General features: G+C 47.3%; 17 protein-coding genes. 6 read left to right on the plus strand and 11 right to left on the minus strand.

The features are described from left to right. Nucleotides 1–15: 15 nt before the first annotated feature. Nucleotides 16–495: a transcription elongation factor GreB gene (greB, locus tag EOPP23_RS15350; RefSeq protein WP_153766874.1), complete on the plus strand. Its 480-nt coding sequence runs from the start codon at nt 16–18 to the stop codon at nt 493–495. Nucleotides 496–693: 198 nt separating this feature from the next. Here the strand turns inward: greB and nfuA are convergent, their stop codons facing one another. Next, nucleotides 694–1,275 carry a Fe-S biogenesis protein NfuA gene (gene nfuA, locus EOPP23_RS15355; protein ID WP_153766875.1) on the minus strand — a complete coding sequence of 194 codons (582 nt, stop codon included), beginning with the start codon at nt 1,273–1,275 and terminating at the stop codon, nt 694–696. Between the two features lie 237 nt (nt 1,276–1,512). Here nfuA and metH point away from each other — a divergent pair, with 237 nt between their 5' ends. After that, nucleotides 1,513–5,205, plus strand: a complete 3,693-nt coding sequence (gene metH / locus EOPP23_RS15360) for a methionine synthase (RefSeq protein WP_153766876.1) — start codon at nt 1,513–1,515, stop codon at nt 5,203–5,205. Nucleotides 5,206–5,395: 190 nt separating this feature from the next. Continuing rightward, entirely contained in the window at nt 5,396–6,727 is a 1,332-nt protein-coding gene (locus EOPP23_RS15365) for an MATE family efflux transporter (RefSeq protein ID WP_228550742.1), read from the plus strand. A gap of 83 nt (nt 6,728–6,810) precedes the next feature. Here the strand turns inward: EOPP23_RS15365 and EOPP23_RS15370 are convergent, their stop codons facing one another. From EOPP23_RS15370 to hppD, 5 genes are all read right to left on the minus strand, one after another. Further along, entirely contained in the window at nt 6,811–7,647 is an 837-nt protein-coding gene (locus EOPP23_RS15370; RefSeq protein WP_153766877.1) for a DUF4892 domain-containing protein, read from the minus strand. Between the two features lie 47 nt (nt 7,648–7,694). Next, on the minus strand, nt 7,695–8,546 hold the full coding sequence (locus tag EOPP23_RS15375; RefSeq protein ID WP_153766878.1) for an alpha/beta fold hydrolase: 852 nt from the start codon (nt 8,544–8,546) through the stop codon (nt 7,695–7,697). Beyond that, a complete protein-coding gene (locus EOPP23_RS15380; protein ID WP_153766879.1) occupies nt 8,527–9,345 on the minus strand; it encodes an alpha/beta fold hydrolase in 819 nt (272 codons plus the stop codon). Before EOPP23_RS15380 ends, EOPP23_RS15375 begins: the two co-directional genes overlap by 20 nt. A gap of 200 nt (nt 9,346–9,545) precedes the next feature. Then, on the minus strand, nt 9,546–10,328 hold the full coding sequence (gene phhA / locus EOPP23_RS15385; protein ID WP_153766880.1) for a phenylalanine 4-monooxygenase: 783 nt from the start codon (nt 10,326–10,328) through the stop codon (nt 9,546–9,548). 11 nt (nt 10,329–10,339) lie between these two features. Beyond that, nucleotides 10,340–11,434, minus strand: coding sequence for a 4-hydroxyphenylpyruvate dioxygenase (hppD, locus tag EOPP23_RS15390; protein WP_153766881.1), 1,095 nt, complete (start codon nt 11,432–11,434; stop codon nt 10,340–10,342). 173 nt (nt 11,435–11,607) lie between these two features. Here hppD and EOPP23_RS15395 point away from each other — a divergent pair, with 173 nt between their 5' ends. The 3 genes from EOPP23_RS15395 (at nt 11,608) to EOPP23_RS15405 (ending at nt 15,093) form a co-directional block, all read left to right on the plus strand. Further along, entirely contained in the window at nt 11,608–12,081 is a 474-nt protein-coding gene (locus EOPP23_RS15395) for an Lrp/AsnC family transcriptional regulator (protein WP_153766882.1), read from the plus strand. A gap of 65 nt (nt 12,082–12,146) precedes the next feature. Then, complete coding sequence (locus EOPP23_RS15400; RefSeq protein WP_153766883.1) at nt 12,147–12,704, plus strand: hypothetical protein; 558 nt, start codon at nt 12,147–12,149, stop codon at nt 12,702–12,704. Nucleotides 12,705–12,819: 115 nt separating this feature from the next. Continuing rightward, complete coding sequence (locus EOPP23_RS15405) at nt 12,820–15,093, plus strand: hypothetical protein (RefSeq protein WP_228550743.1); 2,274 nt, start codon at nt 12,820–12,822, stop codon at nt 15,091–15,093. Nucleotides 15,094–15,123: 30 nt separating this feature from the next. Here the strand turns inward: EOPP23_RS15405 and EOPP23_RS15410 are convergent, their stop codons facing one another. The 5 genes from EOPP23_RS15410 to EOPP23_RS15425 form a co-directional block, all read right to left on the minus strand. After that, nucleotides 15,124–17,025: a SurA N-terminal domain-containing protein gene (locus EOPP23_RS15410; RefSeq protein ID WP_153766885.1), complete on the minus strand. Its 1,902-nt coding sequence runs from the start codon at nt 17,023–17,025 to the stop codon at nt 15,124–15,126. Between the two features lie 210 nt (nt 17,026–17,235). Then, complete coding sequence (locus EOPP23_RS15415; RefSeq protein WP_034840682.1) at nt 17,236–17,508, minus strand: HU family DNA-binding protein; 273 nt, start codon at nt 17,506–17,508, stop codon at nt 17,236–17,238. Between the two features lies 1 nt (nt 17,509). Next, nucleotides 17,510–17,635 carry a hypothetical protein gene (locus EOPP23_RS21660; RefSeq protein ID WP_255471720.1) on the minus strand — a complete coding sequence of 42 codons (126 nt, stop codon included), beginning with the start codon at nt 17,633–17,635 and terminating at the stop codon, nt 17,510–17,512. Between the two features lie 388 nt (nt 17,636–18,023). Continuing rightward, entirely contained in the window at nt 18,024–20,417 is a 2,394-nt protein-coding gene (gene lon, locus EOPP23_RS15420) for an endopeptidase La (protein WP_370514801.1), read from the minus strand. A gap of 324 nt (nt 20,418–20,741) precedes the next feature. Then, nucleotides 20,742–23,681: an Ig-like domain-containing protein gene (locus EOPP23_RS15425; protein WP_153766888.1), complete on the minus strand. Its 2,940-nt coding sequence runs from the start codon at nt 23,679–23,681 to the stop codon at nt 20,742–20,744. Nucleotides 23,682–23,865 lie beyond the last annotated feature (184 nt).

Consider the following 23,865-nt stretch of genomic DNA (forward strand, 5'->3'; position numbering starts at 1 on the left):
CGCAAGCTATTGACCATGAAAACCAACCTGATTACCGCAGCAGGCAAAGAAGCCCTGCAGGAAGAACTGGACTATCTCTGGCGAATCAAGCGACCGCAGGTGACTCAGGCTGTCTCCGAAGCCGCAGCCCTTGGTGACCGCAGCGAGAATGCTGAATACAAGGAAGGCAAGCGAGAACTGAGAGCCATTGACCGCAGAGTACGCTTTCTTAGAAAACGACTGGAAGCGGTTAAAGTCGTTGAATACTCTCCAGAGCAGGAAGGTAAAGCCTACTTTGGCGCCTGGCTGGAACTGGAAAATGAAGAAGGTGAGATATTGGTCTGTCGCATTGTCGGCACTGATGAAATAGACACCAGTAAAGGTCATATCACCATAGACTCACCTATGGCCAGAGCCGTACTTGGCAAACAGGTTGACGATGAAGTCAGTGTTAACACCCCTTCCGGCATCAAGGACTGGTTTATTAACAAAATTCAATATCAGCCCTTTCAGTAGAGCATCGAGAAGAACTGCAAGAAGGACTACAAAATAAGCAGGCTGATAACTCTATCAGCCCATCATTATTGCTGTTCTTAGTTATTCAGGAAAGACTGAAAATAGATTCTAGAAACAATTATGATTGGATAATATCTATTAAGTTAATTTGAAACATAAAAATGCCGACAATAGAGTCGGCACTTGAATCAGTAACCCTTACTTGAAGTAAGCGTTCTCGGTCACACTGTGGTCTGTGACATCACGAACGCCCTTCAGCTCAGGGATACGCTCGCACAGTGTTTTCTCAACACCGTCTTTCAATGTCATATCAACAGCACTGCAACCCTGACAACCACCGCCGAATTGCAGAACAGCAACACCTTCATCAATTTCTACCAGAGACACCACACCACCGTGGGAAGCCAGACCTGGATTGATTTCAGTCTGCAGATAGTAGCTGATCTTTTCATCCAGCGGACTGTCATCACTTACCTGAGGCAGTTTGGCATTGGGAGCCTTAATCGTCAGCTGCCCACCCAGCTTGTCGCTGGAATAATCAACCATAGCGTCTTCGAGAAAAGCTTCACTCTTACCTTCAACATGGCAATTGAAGTGGATCAGCTCCATCACAATGTCGCCTTCCTTCTCTTCACCCGGCTTACAGTAGGCCAGACAAGTCTCCGCATAAGGCGTGCCAGGCTGTGTTACAAACAGACGAACACCAATCCCTTCTACATTCTGCTTCTCCAGCAGTGTTGCCAGGTACTCCTGTGCAGCTTCCGTGATTGTAATATTCAACTCAGAACCCTCTCTTCGATATGAGCGCCATTCTAAGCCATAGCACCCTGTTGTGAAAACCCCAGCGATTCAGTCAAGTATTCTTATAACTACATACATAAAGGATATAACAGCCCTTATAAGTACAAGCACATATAATCTGGTACTATTCATCACCTTTAATCACCATTTCGGCCAGCATATGCCGGGCAGTTTTTCTGCCGGTGAGCAGTCGCAAGTTTTGTCCGGATACAGACCATGCCTAATAATGACAACAGAACCTCCCTACTTCATCAGCAACTGAATGATCGCATTCTGGTGCTCGATGGAGCCATGGGAACCATGATCCAGAAATACAAGCTGACTGAGGCGGATTATCGTGGTGACCGCTTTCAGGATCATGGCTGTGATGTCAAAGGCAACAATGACCTGCTGTCTCTGACTCGTCCTGACATTATTCAGGAAATCTATCAGGCTTATCTCGATGCCGGTGCGGATATTATTGAAACCAATACCTTCAATACCACCACCATCGCCATGGCTGATTACGAGATGGAGCATCTCGTTCCAGAAATAAACAGAGAATCAGCCCGACTGGCCAGAGAAGTGGCTGACAGAGCTACCGCAGCTAATCCTGACAAACCAAGATTTGTCGCCGGTGTTCTTGGCCCAACGAATAGAACCGCATCCATTTCACCGGATGTAAACAATCCTGGCTTTCGTAACACCAGCTTTAAGGAACTGGCAGAAGCTTATAAACAGGCGACCATAGCTCTTATTGAAGGTGGCTCGGATATTATTCTGATCGAAACCATCTTCGACACTCTGAATGCCAAAGCCGCAATCTTTGCCGTAAAAGATCTGTTTGATGAGCTGGGCTACGAACTGCCCATCATGATCTCTGGCACTATTACCGATGCATCCGGTCGTACGCTGTCCGGACAAACGACGGAAGCCTTCTGGAACTCTATCCAGCACGCCAACCCCATTTCTGTGGGTCTAAACTGTGCTCTGGGCGCTGATGAACTTCGCCCTTATCTGGAAGAACTGTCCAATATTGCCAACACCTACGTCAGTGCACATCCGAATGCCGGTCTTCCTAACGCTTTTGGTGAATACGACCAAACGCCGGAAGAAATGAATGCGATTGTTCAGGAGTTTGCCGAATCAGGCCTGATCAATATTATTGGTGGTTGCTGTGGTTCCACGCCGGAGCATATCAAAGCCATTGCTGACAGTATGGCCACCATCGAACGTCGCCAGATTCCGGAAATTAAAGTCGGCTGTCGTCTGAGTGGTCTGGAACCGTTCAATATCTTTTCTGACTCACTCTTCGTCAACGTCGGTGAGCGCTGTAACGTAACCGGTTCAGCCCGCTTCAAACGCCTGATCATCGAAGAAGATTACGACACGGCACTGGACGTTGCCCGTCAGCAGGTAGAAAACGGCGCCCAGATTATCGACATCAACATGGATGAGGGCATGCTCGATGCCCACAGTGCCATGACCACCTTCCTGAACCTGATTGCTTCCGAACCGGATATTTCCAGAGTTCCGGTAATGGTCGACTCTTCCAAATGGGATGTAATCGAAGCCGGTCTGCAGTGCATTCAGGGTAAAGGCATTGTTAACTCTATCAGCCTGAAAGAAGGTGAAGAGCAGTTCCGACATCATGCTCGCCTCTGCCGTAACTATGGCGCCGCTGTTGTAGTGATGGCCTTTGATACCGAAGGTCAGGCGGATACCGAAGCGCGCAAGATTGAGATCTGCACTCGCTCTTACAATATTCTGGTCAACGAGATTGGCTTCCCGCCGCAAGATATTATTTTCGACCCCAACATCTTTGCCGTGGCCACAGGTATTGATGAGCACAACAACTACGCCGTTGATTTCATCAATGCCGTGGAATACATCAAGGACAATCTGCCACACGCCATGAGCTCCGGCGGTGTCAGTAACGTTTCCTTCTCATTCCGGGGTAATAATCCGGTTCGTGAAGCTATTCACGCTGTATTCCTCTATCACGCCATCAAGAATGGTCTGTCCATGGGTATCGTAAATGCCGGACAGCTGGAAATTTACGAAGAGATTCCCAAGGATCTACGGGAAAAAGTAGAAGCTGTGATTCTTAACGCCAGTCACAAAGGCACTGATGACCTTCTGTCTATCGCAGACGATTATCGTGGTGCCGGAAAAGGTGAAAAGAAAGTTGAAGACCTCAGCTGGCGTGAGCAGGACGTTAACAAACGTCTGGAACACGCACTGGTAAAAGGCATCAACACTTACGTAGTAGAAGACACCGAAGAAGCACGACAGCAGGCCGACCGCCCTATTCACGTTATCGAAGGTCCATTGATGGACGGCATGAACGTAGTAGGTGATTTATTCGGTGCCGGTAAAATGTTCCTTCCCCAGGTAGTGAAAAGTGCCCGGGTTATGAAACAGGCCGTTGCCCACCTGATTCCCTTTATCGAGGAAGAGAAGTCCGGAAAAATCCGTTCCAACGGTAAGATCCTGCTTGCAACGGTAAAAGGTGACGTACACGACATTGGCAAGAACATTGTCGGAGTTGTACTGGCCTGTAATAACTTTGAAGTTATTGACCTTGGTGTGATGGTTTCCTGCGATAAAATTCTAAAAACAGCACGGGAAGAAAACGTCGATATCATCGGCCTCAGCGGCCTGATCACACCGTCTCTGGATGAAATGGTTCACGTTGCCAGCGAAATGCAACGACAAAACATGAACTTACCACTACTGATTGGTGGTGCGACTACCTCTCGCGCACATACCGCGGTAAAGATTGAGCCTCAGTATCAAAATGATATTTCACTCTATGTAACCGATGCCTCTCGCAGTGTAGGCATTTCCACTCGCTTAATGAGCGACGAACTGAAACCCGTATTGCTGGAAGAAACCCGTACGGAATATGAGAAGATTCGTATCCGTCATGCCAAACGTCACGGTAAGCGACAGTTACTGACTTATGAGGAAGCTTTGGATAATGCTTTCTCACCCAACTGGAAAAATTACCAGCCGCCAGTGCCGACGTTCACCGGTACAAAAGTCTTTGAAGACTATCCCCTTGAGCAGCTGGTCGAATACATCGACTGGACCCCCTTCTTTATCACCTGGGACGTGGGCGGAAAATTCCCGGCAGTACTTGAGGATGAGGTGGTGGGTGAAGCAGCGACAAGCCTTTACGAAGACGCTCGTGAAATGCTGAAGGACCTGATTGATAACAAAAAGATTTCCGCCAGAGCTGCTATCGGCTTCTGGCCTGCGTCCCAGATTAATGGTGATGATCTGGAAGTTTATCAGGATGAAAATCGCAGCGACGTTAAAACCCTACTTCATCATTTGCGTCAGCAAAACCCGAGACCGGATGACAAGCCTAACTATTCGCTGGCTGACTTTATTGCCCCTAAATCGACCGGACTGGAAGATTATATTGGCGGTTTTATCACCACTGCAGGCATAGGTGCTGAAGAGCTGGCCAAGCAATACGAAGATAATGGCGACGACTACAACAGCATCATGGTCAAAGCCCTTGCTGACCGCCTGGCTGAAGCTTTTGCCGAACATATGCACGCAAGGGTGCGTAAAGAGTTCTGGCATTATGCACCGGACGAAGAACTGGATAATGACTCCCTGATCAAGGAGAAGTACACAGGTATTCGCCCTGCTCCGGGCTATCCGGCCTGCCCTGATCACACGGAAAAAGTTCAGCTGTTTGCTTTGCTGGATGGAGAAAAGAACACCAGTGTGTCACTAACCGAACACTTCGCCATGATGCCTGCAGCCAGTGTCAGCGGCTGGTACTTCTCACACCCTGAGTCCAAGTATTTTGGTCTTGGGAAAATTGCCAAGGACCAGCTTGAGTCTTATGCCGAACGTAAGAAGATGCCTCTTGATGAAGCTCATCGCTGGTTGAGACCTAACTTCGAATAAACGCTCCCTGCAGGTCAGTATCAAGATCAAATACTGACCTGCAAATTTATTCTGAACTGTAATACACACTGCCGTGTAGTCATTGAACCCTACTGCACCTCTGCCATTACCTAAGCTTTATCTGGTGACATTACCGGCTCTTCAGGCTTACAATAATTTTACTGCATCACTCTTTTTCCCCGGGGTTTACTTGAAGCAACGCGTAACCACAATTCTCAGACTGGGCACTCCTATCATTCTGGCCATGCTGTCTCAGAGTCTGCTCAATCTTGTGGATGCTGCATTGGTTGGCCCATTAGGTAGTGATTCCCTTGCAGCTGTTGGTGCTGCAAGTTACGCCATCTTTGTCGCTATGGCTGTGGTCGCCGGTCTATCTTCTGCCGTACAGGCACAAGTCGCCCGTCGTTTTGGTGCCGGGCAGTTCAGCACCTGTGCGACACCCGTCAACCATGGTCTGTTACTTGCTCTATGTATCACCCTGCCTTTCAGTATCTGCCTGGTATTACTGGCTCCCTGGATATTGCAGATATTCAGCCAGTCGCAAGTGATTCAGGATGCCGCCGTCTCCTATTTTCAGATTCGTGTTATGTCTTTGACAGCTGCAGCCATGTGTCTTTCTTTTCGAGGCTACTGGAATGGCACCGGCAGGCCTTCCGGTTTTATGCGTATTCTGGTGATCTCTCACCTATTTAACGCTGCCGCCAGTTATTGCCTGATTTATGGCAAAGCTGGATTACCTGCAATGGGGGTCGAAGGTGCAGCCCTTGGCACCTTCCTGTCACTCTATCTCGCAGCGCTTCTAAATCTGTTTTCGATGACGAAAGCAGCCACCAGTCACGGCTTCCTGAACTTCAGTTTTTTGAGGAAAATGGATTTTCAGCAGACAGGTCGCTTAATCAAACTGGCGGTTCCTGATTCGATACAACAGGTGATGTTCTCTTTCGGTTTTATGATGCTGTTCGCCATTATTGCCCAGATGGGCAGCAGTGAACTGGCCATTGCTCATGTACTGATGAACATATCATTACTGCTGATTCTTCCGGGTATCGGGCTCGGCATGGCAGCAAATACGCTGGTTAGCCAAAGCCTTGGGGCTGGCAAGCCTGAAAAAGCCTGGCGTTGGGGCTGGGATATTGTTGGTGTGACCGTCTGTATTCTGATGCTGCTCAGTCTGCCACTGTTGTTTACTCCGGAATTAATACTCAGCCTGTTTTTGCATCAGGATATTTTGGTACAGCAGGCCAAACTGCCACTGCAGATTACCGGCTTCAGCATTCTTCTGGATGCCGCCTCGCTGGTCTTTACTCAGGCTTTGCTGGGGGCCGGCGCTAATAAAACGGTACTGGGTATTCGAATGGCCAGCCAGTGGCTGATACTGCTGCCTTTATGCTGGCTGGTTGGGCCTGTTCTGGGAATGGGACTGACTGCGATCTGGATCACTCAGCTGTTACAGCGACTGTTCAGCTCAATGGCATTCGTGACGGTATGGCAGGCCAGGAAATGGAATCGAATCAGTGTCTGAGGCTTTAAGTCTACCTGAGCTTAAAAAAATAAGTGCTGGCGCAAACTGTACCCCAGCACTTTTGATTCAAAGCTCGATTTACTTCAGGGTTCGAGTAGCAGAACACTCAATGAGTCAGAGGAAGCCTGGCCAACCTGAGTCTGAATATAAAAACGTTCTTCTGAAACACCTTTACTGATCAGTGCTCGTCGTACCGCTCTTCGGGCATCCGTAAGCTGACTTAATTTGGTTTTAAGATCGACATTATTCTGAGCTTCTGACGAACTGATACTGATGAGAGCCACCTTATCTGCTGCAGAGCTGACAACCTGCTTAAAGGCTTCGATTTTTTTAAATGCTTCCGCATTGAGTGGCAGTTGAATTGAATATTCATCAGAAGAAAGCTGAGACACTTTCTTACCTTCTGTAAACACATCCATCAGCGCATATTCACGCTTATTTCCACGCCTTATCGTATAAACCAGATAGTAGACGGTTTTACCTGCCTCCAGACGACTACCTACAAAATAGGATTGTGCTTTATCAAGACCATAAAGACGGGATATTTTAAAAATATTGTTCGCCCAGAAATTACTTTCACCACAACTGAAACGATCACATTCAAAGAGAGGCGCAACGCCCAGTTTCAGCAGCTGCTCCCTGAAGTATTCAAAGGCCTGCTCACTGGAACGCCCATTGGGAAGGAGGTAGAGAGTACGTTCAAGATCACCACTCAGCCATTTCTCTTCGTCAGCAGTAACCTGACCATTCACTTTTTTAATGGTGCTACTGACGATTGGATAGCTGGTCACCTGCCGGGACTCTTCCAAATCAATCCGGGCATTAGGAAAAGACTTGATATCATCGGCTGCTGTCCAGCCAGTTGTTGGCAGAAGAACGCCAAGAAGGGTTAACACCAGGGGAAATCTGAAAACCGGCATAAGGCACTTGTTTCTCAACCAATTGACCGACTTTCAGAATATCACAGTCAGGTATTCATAACAGTATTAACTATCGCCGCAACCGCTTCCGTTTCACCGTCCATATGAAAATGGTGGCTGCCCGGCATTGGGTAAAACTGAATATTAGCGAGCCGCTCACGATGCGGTTCAATCAGGGCATCAATATAACCTTCCTTCGCATACAACATATGGGATTCACAGGTCATCTGCTCGGCAAATGCCAACGCCTGATCTTCAGTAAATCGCGCAGGCGAAGGGAGGTTCAACCTGGGATCGGTACGCCAGGTCCAGGCATCTCCGTCCATATAAAGTGCTCGCTCTACCAGAATGGCAGAGGAATCCCTGCTCACAGGAAACTGTCCCAGGCAGCGAACCCTTACCGCGTGTTCCATAGAGCGAAAACGATTAACGGTTTTGCCCTTACGGAAAGCTTTGCGTTCGTCAACAAATGCTTTCAATGCAGCCGGAGAGTCTTCTGCTTTACGGGGCATTGGAAAAAGACCATCGAGCATGATGGCCTTTTCAACTCGATCACCCAGTATTGCCGAAGTCATAGTGGAAACAATAGCCCCCATGGAATGACCCAGCAGTGAAAAGGATTCCAGCTCCAGCGTATCAGCGATATCAACAACATCCTCGACATAGTTCCAGATGGAGTAATCCATTTGCTCTGCGCGATGATCACTGCGACCATGCCCTGCCTGATCAATAGCGATCAGTCTGATACTTTTATCAAGAAAAGCCGCCAGCGGTGCAAAGCTGGCCGCATTATCCAGCCAGCCATGGAGTGCAATAACGGGCTTGCCATCAGGGTCACCCCACTCCTGACCGGAAAAACTCATCCGGCCAATATTAATTTCAATGTCCCTGGGGTCCATCTCTCTCTCCTGTCAGAACAGCAATGGTTTCCCGAATTGAATCCGCCGCAGCGTCAGGTTTCTGGAAAGGGAACAAGTGCCCGCCCTCAAAGGGTCGGGTTATAAAACCATTTGCAATTCTATGATACAAAACTCTGTGCCTTGTCATTACATCACTGTCAGAGCCATGGATCATGGCTACCGGCAGCGCTTTAAAATCTTCTGCGGCCTTGCCAAATGAGTGAGGCACGGTAGCAAAGATAGCTGCTTCAACCTCACGTTCAAATTTAAGTCGAAGAGACGCGTTACCGTGCATCATGCCATGGGCAACATAATCACTGAGGCAATCCGGGTCAAAACCTTTGAACAGTGATTTTGAACGAAAGTACTCTTCTGCTTCGACAGCGGTTGACCATTCTGTCTTTCTGACTTTGGTTCTACCTGAAGGCGTAATACGATCAATGATTCCCAATCGTTTCACCAGTCGAATAAAAACCATATCCATAGCTGTTAACAACGGCGGATCAAGGACGACTACTGCCTTGAATAGCTCGGGATTACGTCTCGCGGCCAACCAGGTAAGCACTCCTCCGAAGGAGTGGCCCAGACCAATAACCGGTGACGTGTAATTCTGCTTGAGTTCGCAGACCAGTTCCTGAATCAGATACTCCCAGTTGTCTGTGACTGGAAACTCGGACGTGTGACCATGACAGTCGATAAAACCGATATCGTAGTCTTGCTCAAGAGCCGTAAATAATTTCTGATAGCTGGATGCCGGAAAGCCATTGGCGTGGGCAAAATGAATCTGTGTTTTGTTCATTCCAATATTTCTTTTTCTTCTCTACTCTGGCAATACTCAGTACATGACTGAGAAAAACGAACATAAACACGATAAAAGCAACCCGTTATAGTTACTGGTTGCAGCTTTTATTCAGCGGTCTGAAACGCTATCAGGATGGTTTTTGGAAAGCAACATACAAAAGTGGTAAGACGAATATTAAGCGAGATAATAAATGGAGCTTAAAAAAGTGGTTTATGCATGCCGAGTTTCATGGCTTCACGCACTGCCTCCATAATGTCGGATTCAACGATAGATTTAAGTTCATGAAACTCGGGAATAATAAAATAAACGGGTTGCAGGATATCAATTCGATAAGGCGTTCTGAGTACATCAATTAAATCAAACGCTTTGCGCACTGGTTGATCGCTATCCAGTGCGTAAAGCGTTTCACTGTGACTGGAAAGAATACCTCCACCGTATATTTTCAATCCTTCACTATCACCACTCTGTACCAGGCCAAACTCTACTGTCATCCAGTATAATCTTGCCAGATAGACCCGCTCTTCTTTACTCGCGGCCAGCCCCATCTTTCCATAGACTTCTGTTAGCGCAGCAAAATCAGGATTAGTCAGCAGCGGGCAATGGCCAAACACTTCATGAAAGATATCCGGCTCCTGCAAGTAATCCAATTCATCCTTCCTGCGAATAAATGTAGCAGCAGGAAATTGCCTGTTGGCCAGTAGTTGAAAAAAGCGATCGAACGAAATAAGGGCTGGGACTCTGGCGACAGACCAGCCCGTGGTTTGCTGCAGCACTGCATCCAGCTCTGGCAGTTGTGGAATTCTGTCTGCTGTCAGGCCAAGCAAATCCAGCCCCTGATGATACTCGGGACAAGCCCTGTCTATGATAACTGTCATCTGTCTGTTATAGAGCAGAGACCAGACTTCATGCTCAGAATCAGGGTAATCAATCAACCCTGAAGCGTCAGGTTTTCTGGCCGTATAACTGGATGCTGTTTTCATACAGAACGCCCTTAATCAGAATCCTGAAGTACACCTCGTCGAACCTGATCACGCTCCATGCTTTCAAACAAAGCCTTGAAGTTCCCTTCACCAAATCCTTCGTCTCCCTTTCTTTGAATAATTTCAAAAAAGATGGGACCAATAACCGTTTCAGTAAAAATCTGCAGCAATAAACCACCATCTGGCGTCGGTGCACCATCCAGCAGTATCGCTCTTGATTTTAATGCGTCGACATTTTCACCGTGCCAGGGCAACCTTTCTGACAACATTTCATAATAGGTCTCTGGCGGTGACGTCATAAACTGTAGCCCATTCAGCTTTAGCTGATCGACTGCTGCATAGATATCTCTGGCAGTCAGAGCAATATGCTGAATACCTTCTCCCTGATACTGTTGCAGGTATTCTTCAATCTGACTTTTGTCGTCTGATGATTCATTGATAGGAATTTTAATTTTTCCGCAGGGGCTGGTCATGGCTCGAGATTTCAAGCCGGTCAGTTTTCCTTCAATATCGAAGTAACGAACCTCCTGAAAATTAAACAACTTCTCATAGAAGCCCGCCCATTTATCCATATTACCGCGATAGACGTTGTGGGTGACGTGATCCAGTATTTCTAGGCCGGCATTATTGGTGGTTTCCAGTTGAATATTATCGACCTGAAAATCATCCTGATAGATAGAACCGGACGAGCTATAACTGTCCACCAGATACAGTAGGCAACCACCAATCCCGACAATACAGGGGACTTCTCGTCCATTCACCTGATACTCGGATACACCCTGCTCTGCGCCTAGGCTGAGAGCACGTTTTAATGCATAATCGGCATCCGCCACACGTATTCCGAAGGCGCTGGCACAAGGACCATGGATAGAGTAAAAGGAATGACCCGATGAATCCCTATCAGAATTAATGATGAAGCTGATATCACCCTGCTGGTAAAGCATTCTGTTACCTGACGGGGTAGAACCTGACGCCTTAAAGCCTAACTGATTAAATAACTGATCTAGAACACCGGGGTCAGGCATGGAAAACTCTATAAATTCAAAACCGTCGGTTCCCATAGGATTGATATCTGTAATCACAGATTTACTGCCTGTTGCATCCATGCCAAGTCTCCCTTTATAAGCTGAATGAGCAGAACCATTGTATGGCTCTATCGCCAGCCACTTGTTATTTTCAAGACCAGAATTCAGTATAAGAGGACGGGGATACAATAAGGTTGCATTCTGCAAGACGTTCGCGAGTGTGATGCAATAATATTGCACATAAAGGGCAGATTATGGATGAGTCACTGGATAAGTTTGATCGGCTACTGCTGCAGGTCTTACAAAGTGAAGATGGTATCAGCCTGAACACCATCGCCCAGCGAATAAATCTTTCCAGCTCCCAGTGCTCAAGGCGAATCAGCCGGCTCAAGGAAAAAGGCATTATCTCCCGACAGGCCACCCTGCTTAACGCAAGTTCGCTGGGACTCGATGTTCAGGCGTTTATTAATGTCACCCTTAGTCAGCATGACGCAACCACTGCTGACAAGTTTCAACAGCAGGTTCTAAATAATGAGAAAATACTTGAATGCCATGCCATCACCGGCGCGGAAGGTGATTACCTGCTGAAAGTCATTGCCAGTAATAACGAAGCCTTGAGACAGTTTGTTATGACAGAACTGCTTGGCCTTGAATGCATCAGCAAGGTTCACACCTCCTTATCTCTGGGCTCCATTAAAACGACAACCCGCCTGCCTCTGCAACTGTAAAAAAACGCTGTTTCACCGCATTACAGCTATGCTTCATGCAACTTTCCTATGCCCCGGAGGCAATTATGCAGGAGTATGAAGAACTGATGGGTGAGCTGGTCGAGCTTGGAATCAATGCCAACCCTGTCGCTCCCTTTGTCACTACCATTATTGATCCCTGCGGGCAGATTCTGGTCACCGCCTGCAACGCCATGCACATAAGCCCTCTGTTCAGCTCCGAAGCTCTGGCCATTCACCTGCTGGCTCAGAATTTTCATTACAAAGCAGATCACGCCCTAACAATGATTACTACGGCCGAGCCTGAAAGTGGCGCCATGACTAATATTTTATGGGGAGGTTGCTATGGACTGAATATCGAGAAAATCGTTTATGGCTGTGCTCGCCAAGGCCTGAATGAAATCTGGGGCTGTGGTAACGGTTTTTCAGCCTCGGAAGTCATTGCACGGCTCGACTCTAACCAGACCAGCAAGCCTGAATTAATCGGCCCGATTATTGAAGCCGAATGTCTTCAGTCATTCGAGGACGGTAAGCAGATGTTTGATCAAAAGGTTCGACCGGTCCTCTCATCTCAACTCGACGACTTCTGGCTGGCTGGCGACTGGATGCTGGAACTGGAAGACTGAAAACAGGAGGGCTGAATAGAAGTGTTCTCCAGGCTTGAGTCTAAACATTCAGCCAACCCTGCTGACAGCCGTTATAGAGAAGTAAGGCTGAACTTCACGGATGATAGACTCAGCAATGAAGATACGAGCACTTTTCAGTTCTCTTGGACAGAGTTTTCAGGCCCGCCGGAATAAGCCTGGCGGGCGTACTGATACTCGTAAGGTTACTCCTGTTGAAGTGCCTCCGGTGCACAAGCCTGCCAGCCTGCCTTTCTCACAAAAAACACTGGATCGATGGCAAGTCACTCCAGTTGAAGGCAGACCTTTAATCAGCTTTCAGGGCAAGAAACTGAAATCTGATCAACTGACAGAATTTAAACAGGAACTCATTAGTCACTATAAGGAGGAATACAACGATGACCTCCTTCTTGAATATAAAATTGATTTTCTGCTGGTAAAAATGGGACTGGCACAAGGTCACCCCGGAAAGGTAAAGCCTACCGGCTGGTTTTCCGCCTCAAAGCTGGCGCCGCATCACCTGAAGACTCTGGACACTTATCTTTCACTCCCGGAACCGATCAGTTGTGGAAAACAGATGCTTAATGATGACTTGCAGCTGGGTCAGGCATTCATCTTCTATTTTTTACTGCTTACTTCCCGTGAGACCGGAAACCCTTCTATTCACAACCTTATAGCCAGCGGTCTGGTTGTTGAGGTTGATGATGGCGAGAATGAGGGTGAGGACGACGATGACGTGCTCAATGCCTTCCCCGCTAAAATACTGGTAACCATGTCGCACCTTGATGAGCTGGAGAAAGCAGAAGCTGCTGACAAAGCTGATGAAGAAAAATCTGAACAAAAACAGAAAGCCGTCGATACAAGTCCATTCTTGAAGCTGTGTCCCGCCATCGTTTCACCAGAAAACCTAATACAAGTGTGCCTTGAGCTGGAGCAGGAAATTCCCGAAGAAGCACGCTGTGAGCTTCTCACATTTATGGCAAGCCCTACCCCGGAAACAGCCAGAGAGCTTGCTCAACTACCCTCAATTAATGAACTCGATGGATTAGCAGAATCTCTCTCAACAATAGCCAGATGCCATCAATCCAGTGTTGAACTTCAGCATCAGCTTAAACTCGCAACCACATCTAAAAAACCGGTAACAAAAGAACAGTTTCTCGATCTGATTCATACTCTTTCAGAGTCATCAACATCGCCTGAATTAACTCGCCTGTTTTCTGCTCTAGAGTCTGATCTGAACAAGAATCAGCTTTCCTCAGAACGCTACCAAAACTATCTGCTGGTACTTTCAATCCTCATGCCGGAGCAAACTTCACTGCTCGGCTCCATCACTCGCTGCCTTGATCCCCAATGGCTGAACCAGAAACCGGAAAAAACCTTACAGCAATCTTCATGGAGCCAGTCATTCCATCAGGATATCAATGCAATTCGTATCAAGACAAATCAGGAGATGGAGGGTATACCAGGCCATATATCTAAAATCGACAGCTATCTTGCTCAACTTTCTGATCCCAACGATTCCGGTAACACCTACGATATTGCGCTTAACCGGCTCTATAACAGTACAAACTCGGCACTGAAAGTTATAAGAAACTTCAAGACAACGACAGCTATAACAACCTGGCTTGAAAAAGCTCTCCCATCAGCACAAAGCACTCTCGCAGAACAATGTATAGAAAGACTGCCCCAATCACTGTCCTATCTTACTGGCAGAGCTATTGACCCCAAGCAGCTTGCGGTTGAACAAACCATGAAAGCTGAATGGAGCAAGGGTTTATCTAAAATCAAGCTCAAACCTGCTGGAGAAAGCGAAGCTTCTCAGCCTTTTTCAGGACGAGCAACGCTCAATCAAGATGGCGTTAATCATAAAACCAAACGTGCGACAGAAGCATTAAGCAAATACAGTCTTGGGAGATTTATGAACAATACCAAAAGTGGTGCAACCATGAGCCGCTTTCTGAAAACGAGCCTGACTGATTACGCTCAACAGATAGAGCATCACAGACTGCGTGAGGTGACTCCGATCGAACTATCTGCGGATCTTAAGAGTGCAGAAACAGATATTAAATACAAAGTTACTGAGCAACCTGACGGCAATTATAAAGTTCAGCAGACATACACAACAAAAAGACCGTTATACCGTTTTGGAGCAGACGATAAAGGCAAGGTACAACTGCAGGAATACAGAGTCACTGCGGAAACTGTTGTAGACAGGAAGAAACTGAAAATCGGGGAAATTCATGCCCCACCACCACAGATTTCCGTTTCTGTAATTTCAGGGAAGGCAGGTGTGAAACTGTCTCAACAGGATATGGAGCCCGAAATAGAAAAATGGCCACCCTTAAGGCAGCCATTCAGACCCTTGATGTCAGCCCGAAAAAGTTCGAGCTGACAACGATCAAGAGGTAGGAAGAACTCTAACTCACTCTTCCTTTTTGATAATCTTGATGTCAGCGGAAGCCTTGATGCTCTTCAGGTATTCCGTGAACAGATTACGGGCATTGGCATTAGCCAGGAACATAGCCATCATACGGTCACGTTCTGCATCTGCATCAGTAGCACTGCCTTCAGCGACCTTGTTTAGAGCAATAATCGCCAGATCACCGTTAGCCAGTTCAGCTTGACCAAAGCTGGCAGTATTGTTGATCGGGTGAGGCAGTTTAAAGGCTGTGGCCAGCAACTGTTGCGGAACACCCTGCTGCCTGCGAGTGGCTTCGATCGCTTCGTTCAGCTTGATACCTGCAGTATCTGCTACCACTTTGAATTCACGACCTGTACGCAGCTCTTCCAGCAGTTTTCCTGACTGAACCTGAAGCTGCTCATTAGCCTTTTCAACCTTAAGAGCCTGAATAATGCTACCTTGCACTTGCTCCAGAGGCTTCAGTTCTGGCTTGAGGTGTTCCTTAACACGCAGTACCAGCGCTTTTTCAGGAGACAGTTCAACCAGTTCCGAATTTGCACCAAGCTCAAGCACATCAGCACTGAAAGCAGCAGCAATGACTTTGGCATCCGCTGTCAGATCCTGACCACCCTTACGGGAGAACGGACCTGCAGACTGAATCGTAAGACCCAGCTGCTCGGAAGGTTGTCCCAGGTCAGATGCTTCAAAGCTGATATCCGCCATCTCTCTGGTTTTATCCAGGTAGAGGGTTCCGGCTTCATCACGCTTAAGGTCAGCCAGGAGCTGCTCTTTCAACTCGTCAAATGAAGGAATCTCAGTCTTTTCGCGGGAAGTTACTTTCAGAACCTGGACACCGAAGTCAGTTTCCACTGGCTGAGAAACTTCACCTGATTTCAAATTGGCAATAGCTTCGTCAAAGTCATCACCAAAGAAACCTGCCTGAACCTGCCCCATGTCACCGCCATTAGCTGCAGTAACCGGGTCTTCAGAATACTCTTTTGCCAGCTTGGCAAAGTCTGTCCCACTATTCAGCTTGGCAATAATGTCATTAGTCAGCTTAACGGCTTCTTCTTTGGAACGTTTGTCGCCCGTTTGCAGAAGAATCGTTGATACCGTCATCTTGCCCGGCTTGGCCTCCAGATCCTGAATACGACGCTGGTATTCATCACGAAGATCCTGCTCTTCAACATCAACCTGTTCGGCTACGAAAGCGCGGTTCATTTCGATGTAGCTGATCACAACCTGCTCATCGGTCATGAAACGATCATTATTATTGTCGTAGTAAGCTTTAATCTCTTCTGTCGTAGGAGTAACAGCAGCACGCTTACCAGCAGCATCCAGAACCAGCCAGCTGATATCACGTTTCTGGTTTTCCAGACGGGTCAGGTGACGGACTTCCTCTACGGTCATGAATTCAGAGCCGGCAACACCGGATTGAATCTGCCCCAGCAGAGTTTCGTCTTTCAATACGGAACGGAACTGTTGTGGCGACATGCCATAGCTACGAACGGTCATCATGAAACGATCTTGATCGAAACGACCGTCCTGTTGAAATTGCGGCATGCTGATAATCATTGCATCCAGCTCTTTCTGACCCACACTCATACCACCATTTTCGGCAGCCTGAAGCAGAAGAGTCCGGTCAATGAGAGACTGAAGAGCCTGCTCGTTCAGCAGTTTTTCATCCAGCAAAGCAGGATCATACTGATCCCCCATACGCTGAATCATTGCCCGCCGTTGCTGTTCAAGAGTCTGGGCCAACTCGGAACGGGTAATATCAACCCCGTTAACAGTGGCTACATTAGGATTATTAGGGTTGGGTGACAGGCTTTCCAGGCCGGTAATCGCCATCATGAAGGCAATAATGCCGACAATAACAAACGTTACCCAACTCTTCGCCGAGTCCCTCATTGTTTGGAGCATACTAACCTCAGGTTCAAAGCTCGCTTTAGCTTAGATTAATTAAGACACGAACCTGATGGCCGGTCCAGAAACAAAAAAAAAGCGCATCGTGAAGATGCGCCTTTTCGGAAAGGTAGCAAAAAAATACAGTGTAATGAACTTCGCTGTTTTTTTTGCCCCATCCCTTGTGGTTTTCTGAAGCCCTGAGGCTTCATTGCCAGAGGCGCTAAATCAGTTTACAGCGTCTTTGAGCGCCTTGCCTGCCTTGAAGCTAGGAATCTTGGCAGCAGCAATTTCAATCGGTTCACCAGTCTGAGGGTTGCGGCCTGTACGAGCGGCACGCTCCTTGACAGCGAAAGTACCAAAACCAACCAGTACAACCTGTTCACCGTCTTTCAGAGCAGTAGTGACAGAGTTGATCATGGCGTCCAGGGCACGACCAGCGGCAGCCTTTGGCAGGTCAGCAGATGCCGCAATTGCTTCAATCAGCTCGGACTTGTTCACTCTATTCCCCTTCTTTGTAGGATGCGTTTTCAGCCTTAACGGCCTGAATGGCATTCAGGAAAATACCCTGTAATGCCCAACCCATCGGGCGCTTTGCTATGCTGCGTGATTTTAGTTGAAAACTCAAGCAGTAGCGCAGCCTCCCCATTAATTAATACCGTTTTTACATCTTGCCGGAAGCTTTCCCGGTAATCCACATCAACAACATCTCGGCAAACCGCAGCAAAATACGGAAACTTCAGTCAATCGATGTAAAAATATCAACCATTCTCAAAATTGAGATGTCAGTACCGATAAAAAACAGCCTGATAACACAACCACTCAAACCTCTTCTCTCAGCCAGTTTATAAAGAACCGAAAGAGCAGGTTTAGAACATTGAACCTGATGGCTCAAATGTATAACCCGGACTGACAACAGGAATGAAGAAAATGTTGTCCAGCCCAGATAATACGTGGTTTGTAACGATCGCCTTTTATATCAACGGTCAGCGGATAAAGTCAACAAAAGCCACAGCCTAGTGGGTCTTTATCTGGCTACCTTTACGTCCTTTATCACTTTTAGCCACTGATTTCAGCGATTTTTCACTATCAGCGTCCGGCATATACTGAAGAGCTATATCAAGAACCTCATCAATCCATTTCACCGGAACGATGTTCAGGTCCTCTTTAATGTTCTCGGGAATCTCTTTCAAATCACGACGATTCTCTTCAGGAATAACCACGGTCTTGATGCCACCACGGTGTGCAGCCAGCAGTTTTTCCTTAAGACCACCAATAGCCAGTACCTGACCACGCAGGGTAATTTCGCCGGTCATGGCAACCTCGGCTTTCACAGGTATCTCAGTTAGAACAGATACCAGGGCAGTGCACATACCGACACCGGCACTAGGACCGTCCTTAGGGGTAGCACCTTCAGGAACGTGAATATGGAGGTCATGCTTCTGGTGGAAATCGGCAGCAATTCCCAACGTCTCGGCACGACTTCTGACCACAGTAAGTGCAGCCTGAATGGACTCCTGCATGACATCACCGAGAGAACCTGTCTTGGTGATCTGTCCTTTACCCGGCACCGCCATGGATTCAATGGTCAGCAGTTCACCACCAACCTGAGTCCAGGCCAGACCAGTCACCTGCCCTACCTGATCCTGATCTTCTGCGGAGCCAAAGCTGAACTTACGAACCCCCAGAAAGTATTCCAGAGAATCTGGCGTTACTATCTTATGCCTGTCTGCAACCGACAGAGCATCATCCTTCACAGCTTTACGACAAATCTTCGCTATTTCACGCTCAAGACCACGAACCCCCGCTTCTCTGCTGTAATAACGAATCACATCACGAAGAGCCGCTTCTTCAAAAGACAGTTCACCGTCTTTCAGACCACTGTTTTTCAGTTGTTTGGTCACCAGGTAGCGCGTGGCGATATTAACCTTTTCGTCTTCGGTGTAACCCGGGATACGAATCACTTCCATACGATCCAGCAACGGCGCCGGAATATCCATGGAGTTGGAGGTGCAGACAAACATGACATCAGAGAGGTCGTAGTCCACTTCCAGATAGTGATCGTTGAAAGAGTTATTCTGTTCCGGATCCAGCACTTCCAGAAGTGCTGAAGACGGATCACCGCGCATGTCTGAACCCATCTTGTCGATCTCATCGAGCAGGAAAAGTGGGTTACGGACCTCGGCTTTGGCCATCTTCTGAATCAGCTTACCCGGCATGGAACCAATATAGGTACGACGATGGCCTCTTATTTCGGCCTCATCGCGGACACCACCCAGCGCCATACGCACAAATTTTCGATTGGTGGCACGGGCAATGGATTCACCCAGAGAGGTTTTACCCACACCCGGAGGTCCTACCAGACAGAGTACCGGTCCCTTGATCTTCTTAACTCGCTTTTGTACGGCGAGGTATTCAAGAATCCGCTCTTTCACTTCTTCAAGACCATAATGCTCAGCTTCAAGAATATCCTGAGCACGCTTCATATCATGACGTACTTTACTGCGTTTCTTCCATGGCACACCGATCATCCAGTCGATATAACCACGCACCACTGTCGCTTCCGCCGACATCGGTGACATCATTTTCAGCTTATTGAGTTCAGCCAGAGTTTTCTCTTTAGCTTCCGCAGACATGCCTGCGTCATCAATTTTCTGCTTAAGTTCATCCAGCTCATTCGGGGCTTCATCCATATCGCCCAGTTCTTTCTGAATGGCTTTCATCTGCTCATTCAGATAGTACTCGCGCTGGCTGCGCTCCATCTGTTTTTTAACACGGCCACGAATTTTCTTTTCTACCTGCAGAAAATCCAGTTCGCCCTGCATAATACCAATCAGGTATTCCAGTCGTTCACCCAGATCACCGACTTCGAGTACCTTCTGCTTGTCCTCGATTTTCATCGGCATATGAGCCGCAATGGTATCGACCAGCTTGGCTACGTCACTGATACCGCTGAGTGATGTCAGTACTTCATTAGGTACTTTTTTACTGAGTTGAACGTATTGCTCGAATTGCGACATCAAGGAACGAATTAATACTTCACTTTCACGTTCACTGACACTGGTACCATCGATGACCTGAACTTCAGCAGTAACGAAGTCGGTCTGATCCATCAAATGGTTAACTGTAACGCGCTGTTCACCTTCCACCAGCACCTTTACGGTACCATCCGGAAGCTTCAGCAATTGCAGAATGCTGGCCAGAGTTCCGACTTCAAACAAGTCTCCTGCTTCAGGGTCATCAACCTGAGCATTTTTCTGGGCAACCAGCAGAATTTTTTTATCCTGACCCATGGCTTCATCAAGGGCCTGAATAGAGCGGTCTCTTCCGACAAAAAGCGGAATCACCATATGGGGGTAAACAACAACATCCCTGAGAGGCAGTAACGGCAACTCAAAGGGCTCTGACAGATGTAAGGTATCTTTGTTATCCATGACTCAGTCCCCTTTTACGACGTCTTCATATGTACAGTCCGATTTATAGCCTTTGGACACGGCTCTCATGATTCTGATGCATTTTCAGAACCTGTTAAAAGCTAACATGAGGGTTTTATTGACAAAATACAATAGCATTAAAGCATTACCTTATAGATGAAGGTACAAAGAGAGGGTAGCAGGTAAAGGGAGGCTACGAGGAGCCGTTCTCAATCAACTATGCGAGTAACCTGATTGAGAACGCCTTAGCAAATAGCAGCCGCCTTCTGATTAAGGAGACTTTTATAAAGGCAAACAGGACTAAAGAATATTCTGCAGCGGAATTTTTGCTCCATCCACCGTCTGGAGCCACTCTATGCTGCCCTGGTCTGTCCAGTTCTTAATAGTAATGCTTTGCCCTGCTCTCAAGATCAGTTTCAGATGCTTACCCTTCATTTCACTGTTTATGATGTCTGAAAAACTGATACCTTTATCAAGCACTAAAGTATCATTACCACCCTTGTCCTGAATAAGATCAGCATAACGTCCTTTGGTAATCTTATAGGTGTCGTCACCTTTACCACCGTTTAAGATGTCATTACCAGTACCAGCGTCTAAAACATCATTACCATTGCCACCGCTGATCAGGTCATTCCCAGAGCCACCAAACAACAGATCATTACCATGATTGCCGAACAGGCGATCATCTCCCTTACCAGCACTCACCCAGTCATCACCCGAGCCGCCAGTCATACGATCAGCCCCTTGCTGCCCCAGTAACCAGTCATTACCGGTACTGCCACGAAGGGCATCACTTTCGTAACTCCCTATCAGCACTGTATTCTGACCACTGTCAGCAAGGACAGTAGAGTCCAGACTGTCCACGTCTCGTATCTTCCAGCTATCTGCTTCAGGCCCACCGATCTCTTTGATCAGCACATAAACCTGCGCAGGCTCTCGTATCGACGCATAGTCAGCAACACTGCTGTTATAGCCGAATGAATCAAGACCGAAGAAGCCCGGTTCCGGTTGATAAACCAGTGTTTCACCATCAACCTGCATAGTTACCTTGCCATGGGAGCCTTGCCCATAACCTCTATAAGAACTGATTCTGATATCGTAGGCATCACCTGTCAGAGTGCTGTCGTTTTGTCGAACATTTACGACAACGGGTTTACCCATAACAGTGGTAACCGTATCGTCTTCCGGTAAAGGTTTATCGCCACTCCAGGAATACTTGACGACATCGATAGTGACTTCACCATCAGCATAAGATACGCCATCTGTTACCTGGTAGCTGATCACTTCACGTCCGATAAAGCCGTCCTTTGGGCGGTAATGCAGCTGGCCATCAATGGCCAGCTCAATGCTGCCATTTTCAGCAGAACCTATATCGGTGACCTTCAATTGACCAACAGTACTACTGTCGTTAACCAACAAATCAACAGGCACCGCATGCCCCTCAATAGTTTTTCGATAGTCTGACTGAACCAGTAAGCCATTGGCATCATGAACGCTGAAAACCACTTCCGCTTCTGACTTCACGCCGGATTTGGAAACCACTCGATAGGTGACAGAGTCTTCACCCTGAAAGTTCGGAGCCGCCTTATAAACCAGCTTATCACTGGCTTTTTCAATGGCACCAAATTCAGGTCTGGATACCCAGTCAAGCCTGAGACCACCTTCTGAGCTTTTATCGTTCCAGAGAGGGCTGAAACTAACGGAGTTCCCGGCAGCAACATTAACGTTGTCAGAAACAGCATGAGCCTTACTGCTATCTACAAACTGGATGTTGATGGTACCACTGCCCGTACGGCCATCTTTTGTGGTCAGCGTATAAGCGATGCTGTCACTGCCTGCGACCCCCGGGCCATCAATTTTCAGAATGCGAGATGTTGCTGTCAGTCTGGCACCAAGGCCGGAACCGGCGTATTCAACGAAAGCAATGTCTTCTGCCTTAATTGAATCATTACTCCATGGTCGTACTAACTTGCGGGCATTTTTTCCAACGATATAGAAGTCATCAGTAACCTGCTTTAGCGCTTTACTGACAGGGGTCAATTCAGCGAATAGAGTGAAGTGCCCAAGCGCAGTGAAATCAGGGTAACCCAGGTGGTTTTCATCTGCTTTACGGCCGGTATTTCGGACTGCTATATAATAAACACCTGCAGACAATCGCTTTTCCAGAATAGCATCACGGTGCGTCACCGGATTGCTGCTGACAATGATCTCGCCATTGCTGTCCAACAGGCTCGCCTGAATATCAAGATTACCTGCCAGCTTTGATGGGTCGATATTGACTCTCAGTAGATGGACTTTGTTTAATCGAAATTTGAAAACATCAAGATCAACATTTTCACTGATCAGACCACCTTGCCTGAATCCTGATCTACTTTTATTCCAGACGACATCTGTAGCATTTAAAATGCTATCGCCATGATCATCCTTACGAAAATCAATACTGTTATTTCTGATGTTCGTCAGATCGTTGATGGTCCAACTGTTATATCGACGAAGATTATTCTTCCAGTTGAAAGCGTACCTGGTTTCACCAACTCCCTTTTTCCCCTTAATGGTTTCAATGCCTTCTTCATGCTGACCAGCATAGTTCTCGGGATGGTAACCACCAATGGTGTGCGCGAACTCATGAATCATGCTGGAGCAGCCATTACCGGCATAAGTTGGCGAATGGTCCTGACCAGACAGCAGGGCATTACCAAAATCAGCACCACCGGAATTACCCTCAACACTGTTGCCGCAGGCGATACGGGTACCGTAATAACGGTCTGAGCCTGAGTCCCTGCGAATAGCGTCTTCACCAGGGTATTCAGTGGTCACATCAATATCAAAGGGCGCCATAGCTTCAGCCATGATCAGCCACCAGTATTGAATTCTTATTTTCTCATCAACATTGAAGGTATCAGGAGAGCCGTCGGCATCAAAAGGTTTAACAACTATGGCTTCACCGCGCTCTGAAGCCTTATGGCCACTTATATCTTCAACATGGCCATCAAGATCAAGATAAACAGTTTTTTTTGCATCCGGCTTGCTGTGCAGCTTGAAGGTGTCCCTCATGGGAACAAGCGGCGTTGTCAGTTCATAGTGATCCCAACTGGTGGTTTTTATCTGATTGGTATAACTCTTTTGCTTGGCACCAATATACACGGGAATTGTCCCCGGATATTCAGGAACAATCTGCGGCCCAGTCGCGTAACTGTTGAATGCCAGGCCTGCTAATAAAGCCAGTGGCAGCTTATTCATTTAATACACCAATCTTATATACAATCATTCAATCATCAGAACCACTGAGCATTAACCAACAGATTCACACCGTTTTATCAGGCACTTATCAAACCAAAACAGCATCACTGGCTGTCACTGTGAATACGTCAATTAATCGGTTTTCTTAATCATTAAGGAAGATGATTCCGAAAACTGGATACAC

The sequence above is a fragment of the Endozoicomonas sp. OPT23 genome, from assembly GCF_009653635.1.
Classification (GTDB): domain Bacteria; phylum Pseudomonadota; class Gammaproteobacteria; order Pseudomonadales; family Endozoicomonadaceae; genus Endozoicomonas_A.

What these genes read in the sequence shown, in the direction of transcription:
- EOPP23_RS15395 (WP_153766882.1), top strand. Translation starts at nt 11,608, where the DNA reads ATGGATGAGTCACTGGATAAGTTTGATCGGCTACTGCTGCAGGTCTTA.
- EOPP23_RS15400 (WP_153766883.1), top strand. Translation starts at nt 12,147, where the DNA reads ATGCAGGAGTATGAAGAACTGATGGGTGAGCTGGTCGAGCTTGGAATC.
- EOPP23_RS15410 (WP_153766885.1), bottom strand. Translation starts at nt 17,025, where the DNA reads ATGCTCCAAACAATGAGGGACTCGGCGAAGAGTTGGGTAACGTTTGTT.
- greB (WP_153766874.1), top strand. Translation starts at nt 16, where the DNA reads ATGAAAACCAACCTGATTACCGCAGCAGGCAAAGAAGCCCTGCAGGAA.
- EOPP23_RS15375 (WP_153766878.1), bottom strand. Translation starts at nt 8,546, where the DNA reads ATGGACCCCAGGGACATTGAAATTAATATTGGCCGGATGAGTTTTTCC.
- EOPP23_RS15370 (WP_153766877.1), bottom strand. Translation starts at nt 7,647, where the DNA reads ATGCCGGTTTTCAGATTTCCCCTGGTGTTAACCCTTCTTGGCGTTCTT.
- EOPP23_RS15380 (WP_153766879.1), bottom strand. Translation starts at nt 9,345, where the DNA reads ATGAACAAAACACAGATTCATTTTGCCCACGCCAATGGCTTTCCGGCA.
- phhA (WP_153766880.1), bottom strand. Translation starts at nt 10,328, where the DNA reads ATGAAAACAGCATCCAGTTATACGGCCAGAAAACCTGACGCTTCAGGG.
- EOPP23_RS15425 (WP_153766888.1), bottom strand. Translation starts at nt 23,681, where the DNA reads ATGAATAAGCTGCCACTGGCTTTATTAGCAGGCCTGGCATTCAACAGT.
- hppD (WP_153766881.1), bottom strand. Translation starts at nt 11,434, where the DNA reads ATGGATGCAACAGGCAGTAAATCTGTGATTACAGATATCAATCCTATG.
- EOPP23_RS15405 (WP_228550743.1), top strand. Translation starts at nt 12,820, where the DNA reads ATGAAGATACGAGCACTTTTCAGTTCTCTTGGACAGAGTTTTCAGGCC.
- metH (WP_153766876.1), top strand. Translation starts at nt 1,513, where the DNA reads ATGCCTAATAATGACAACAGAACCTCCCTACTTCATCAGCAACTGAAT.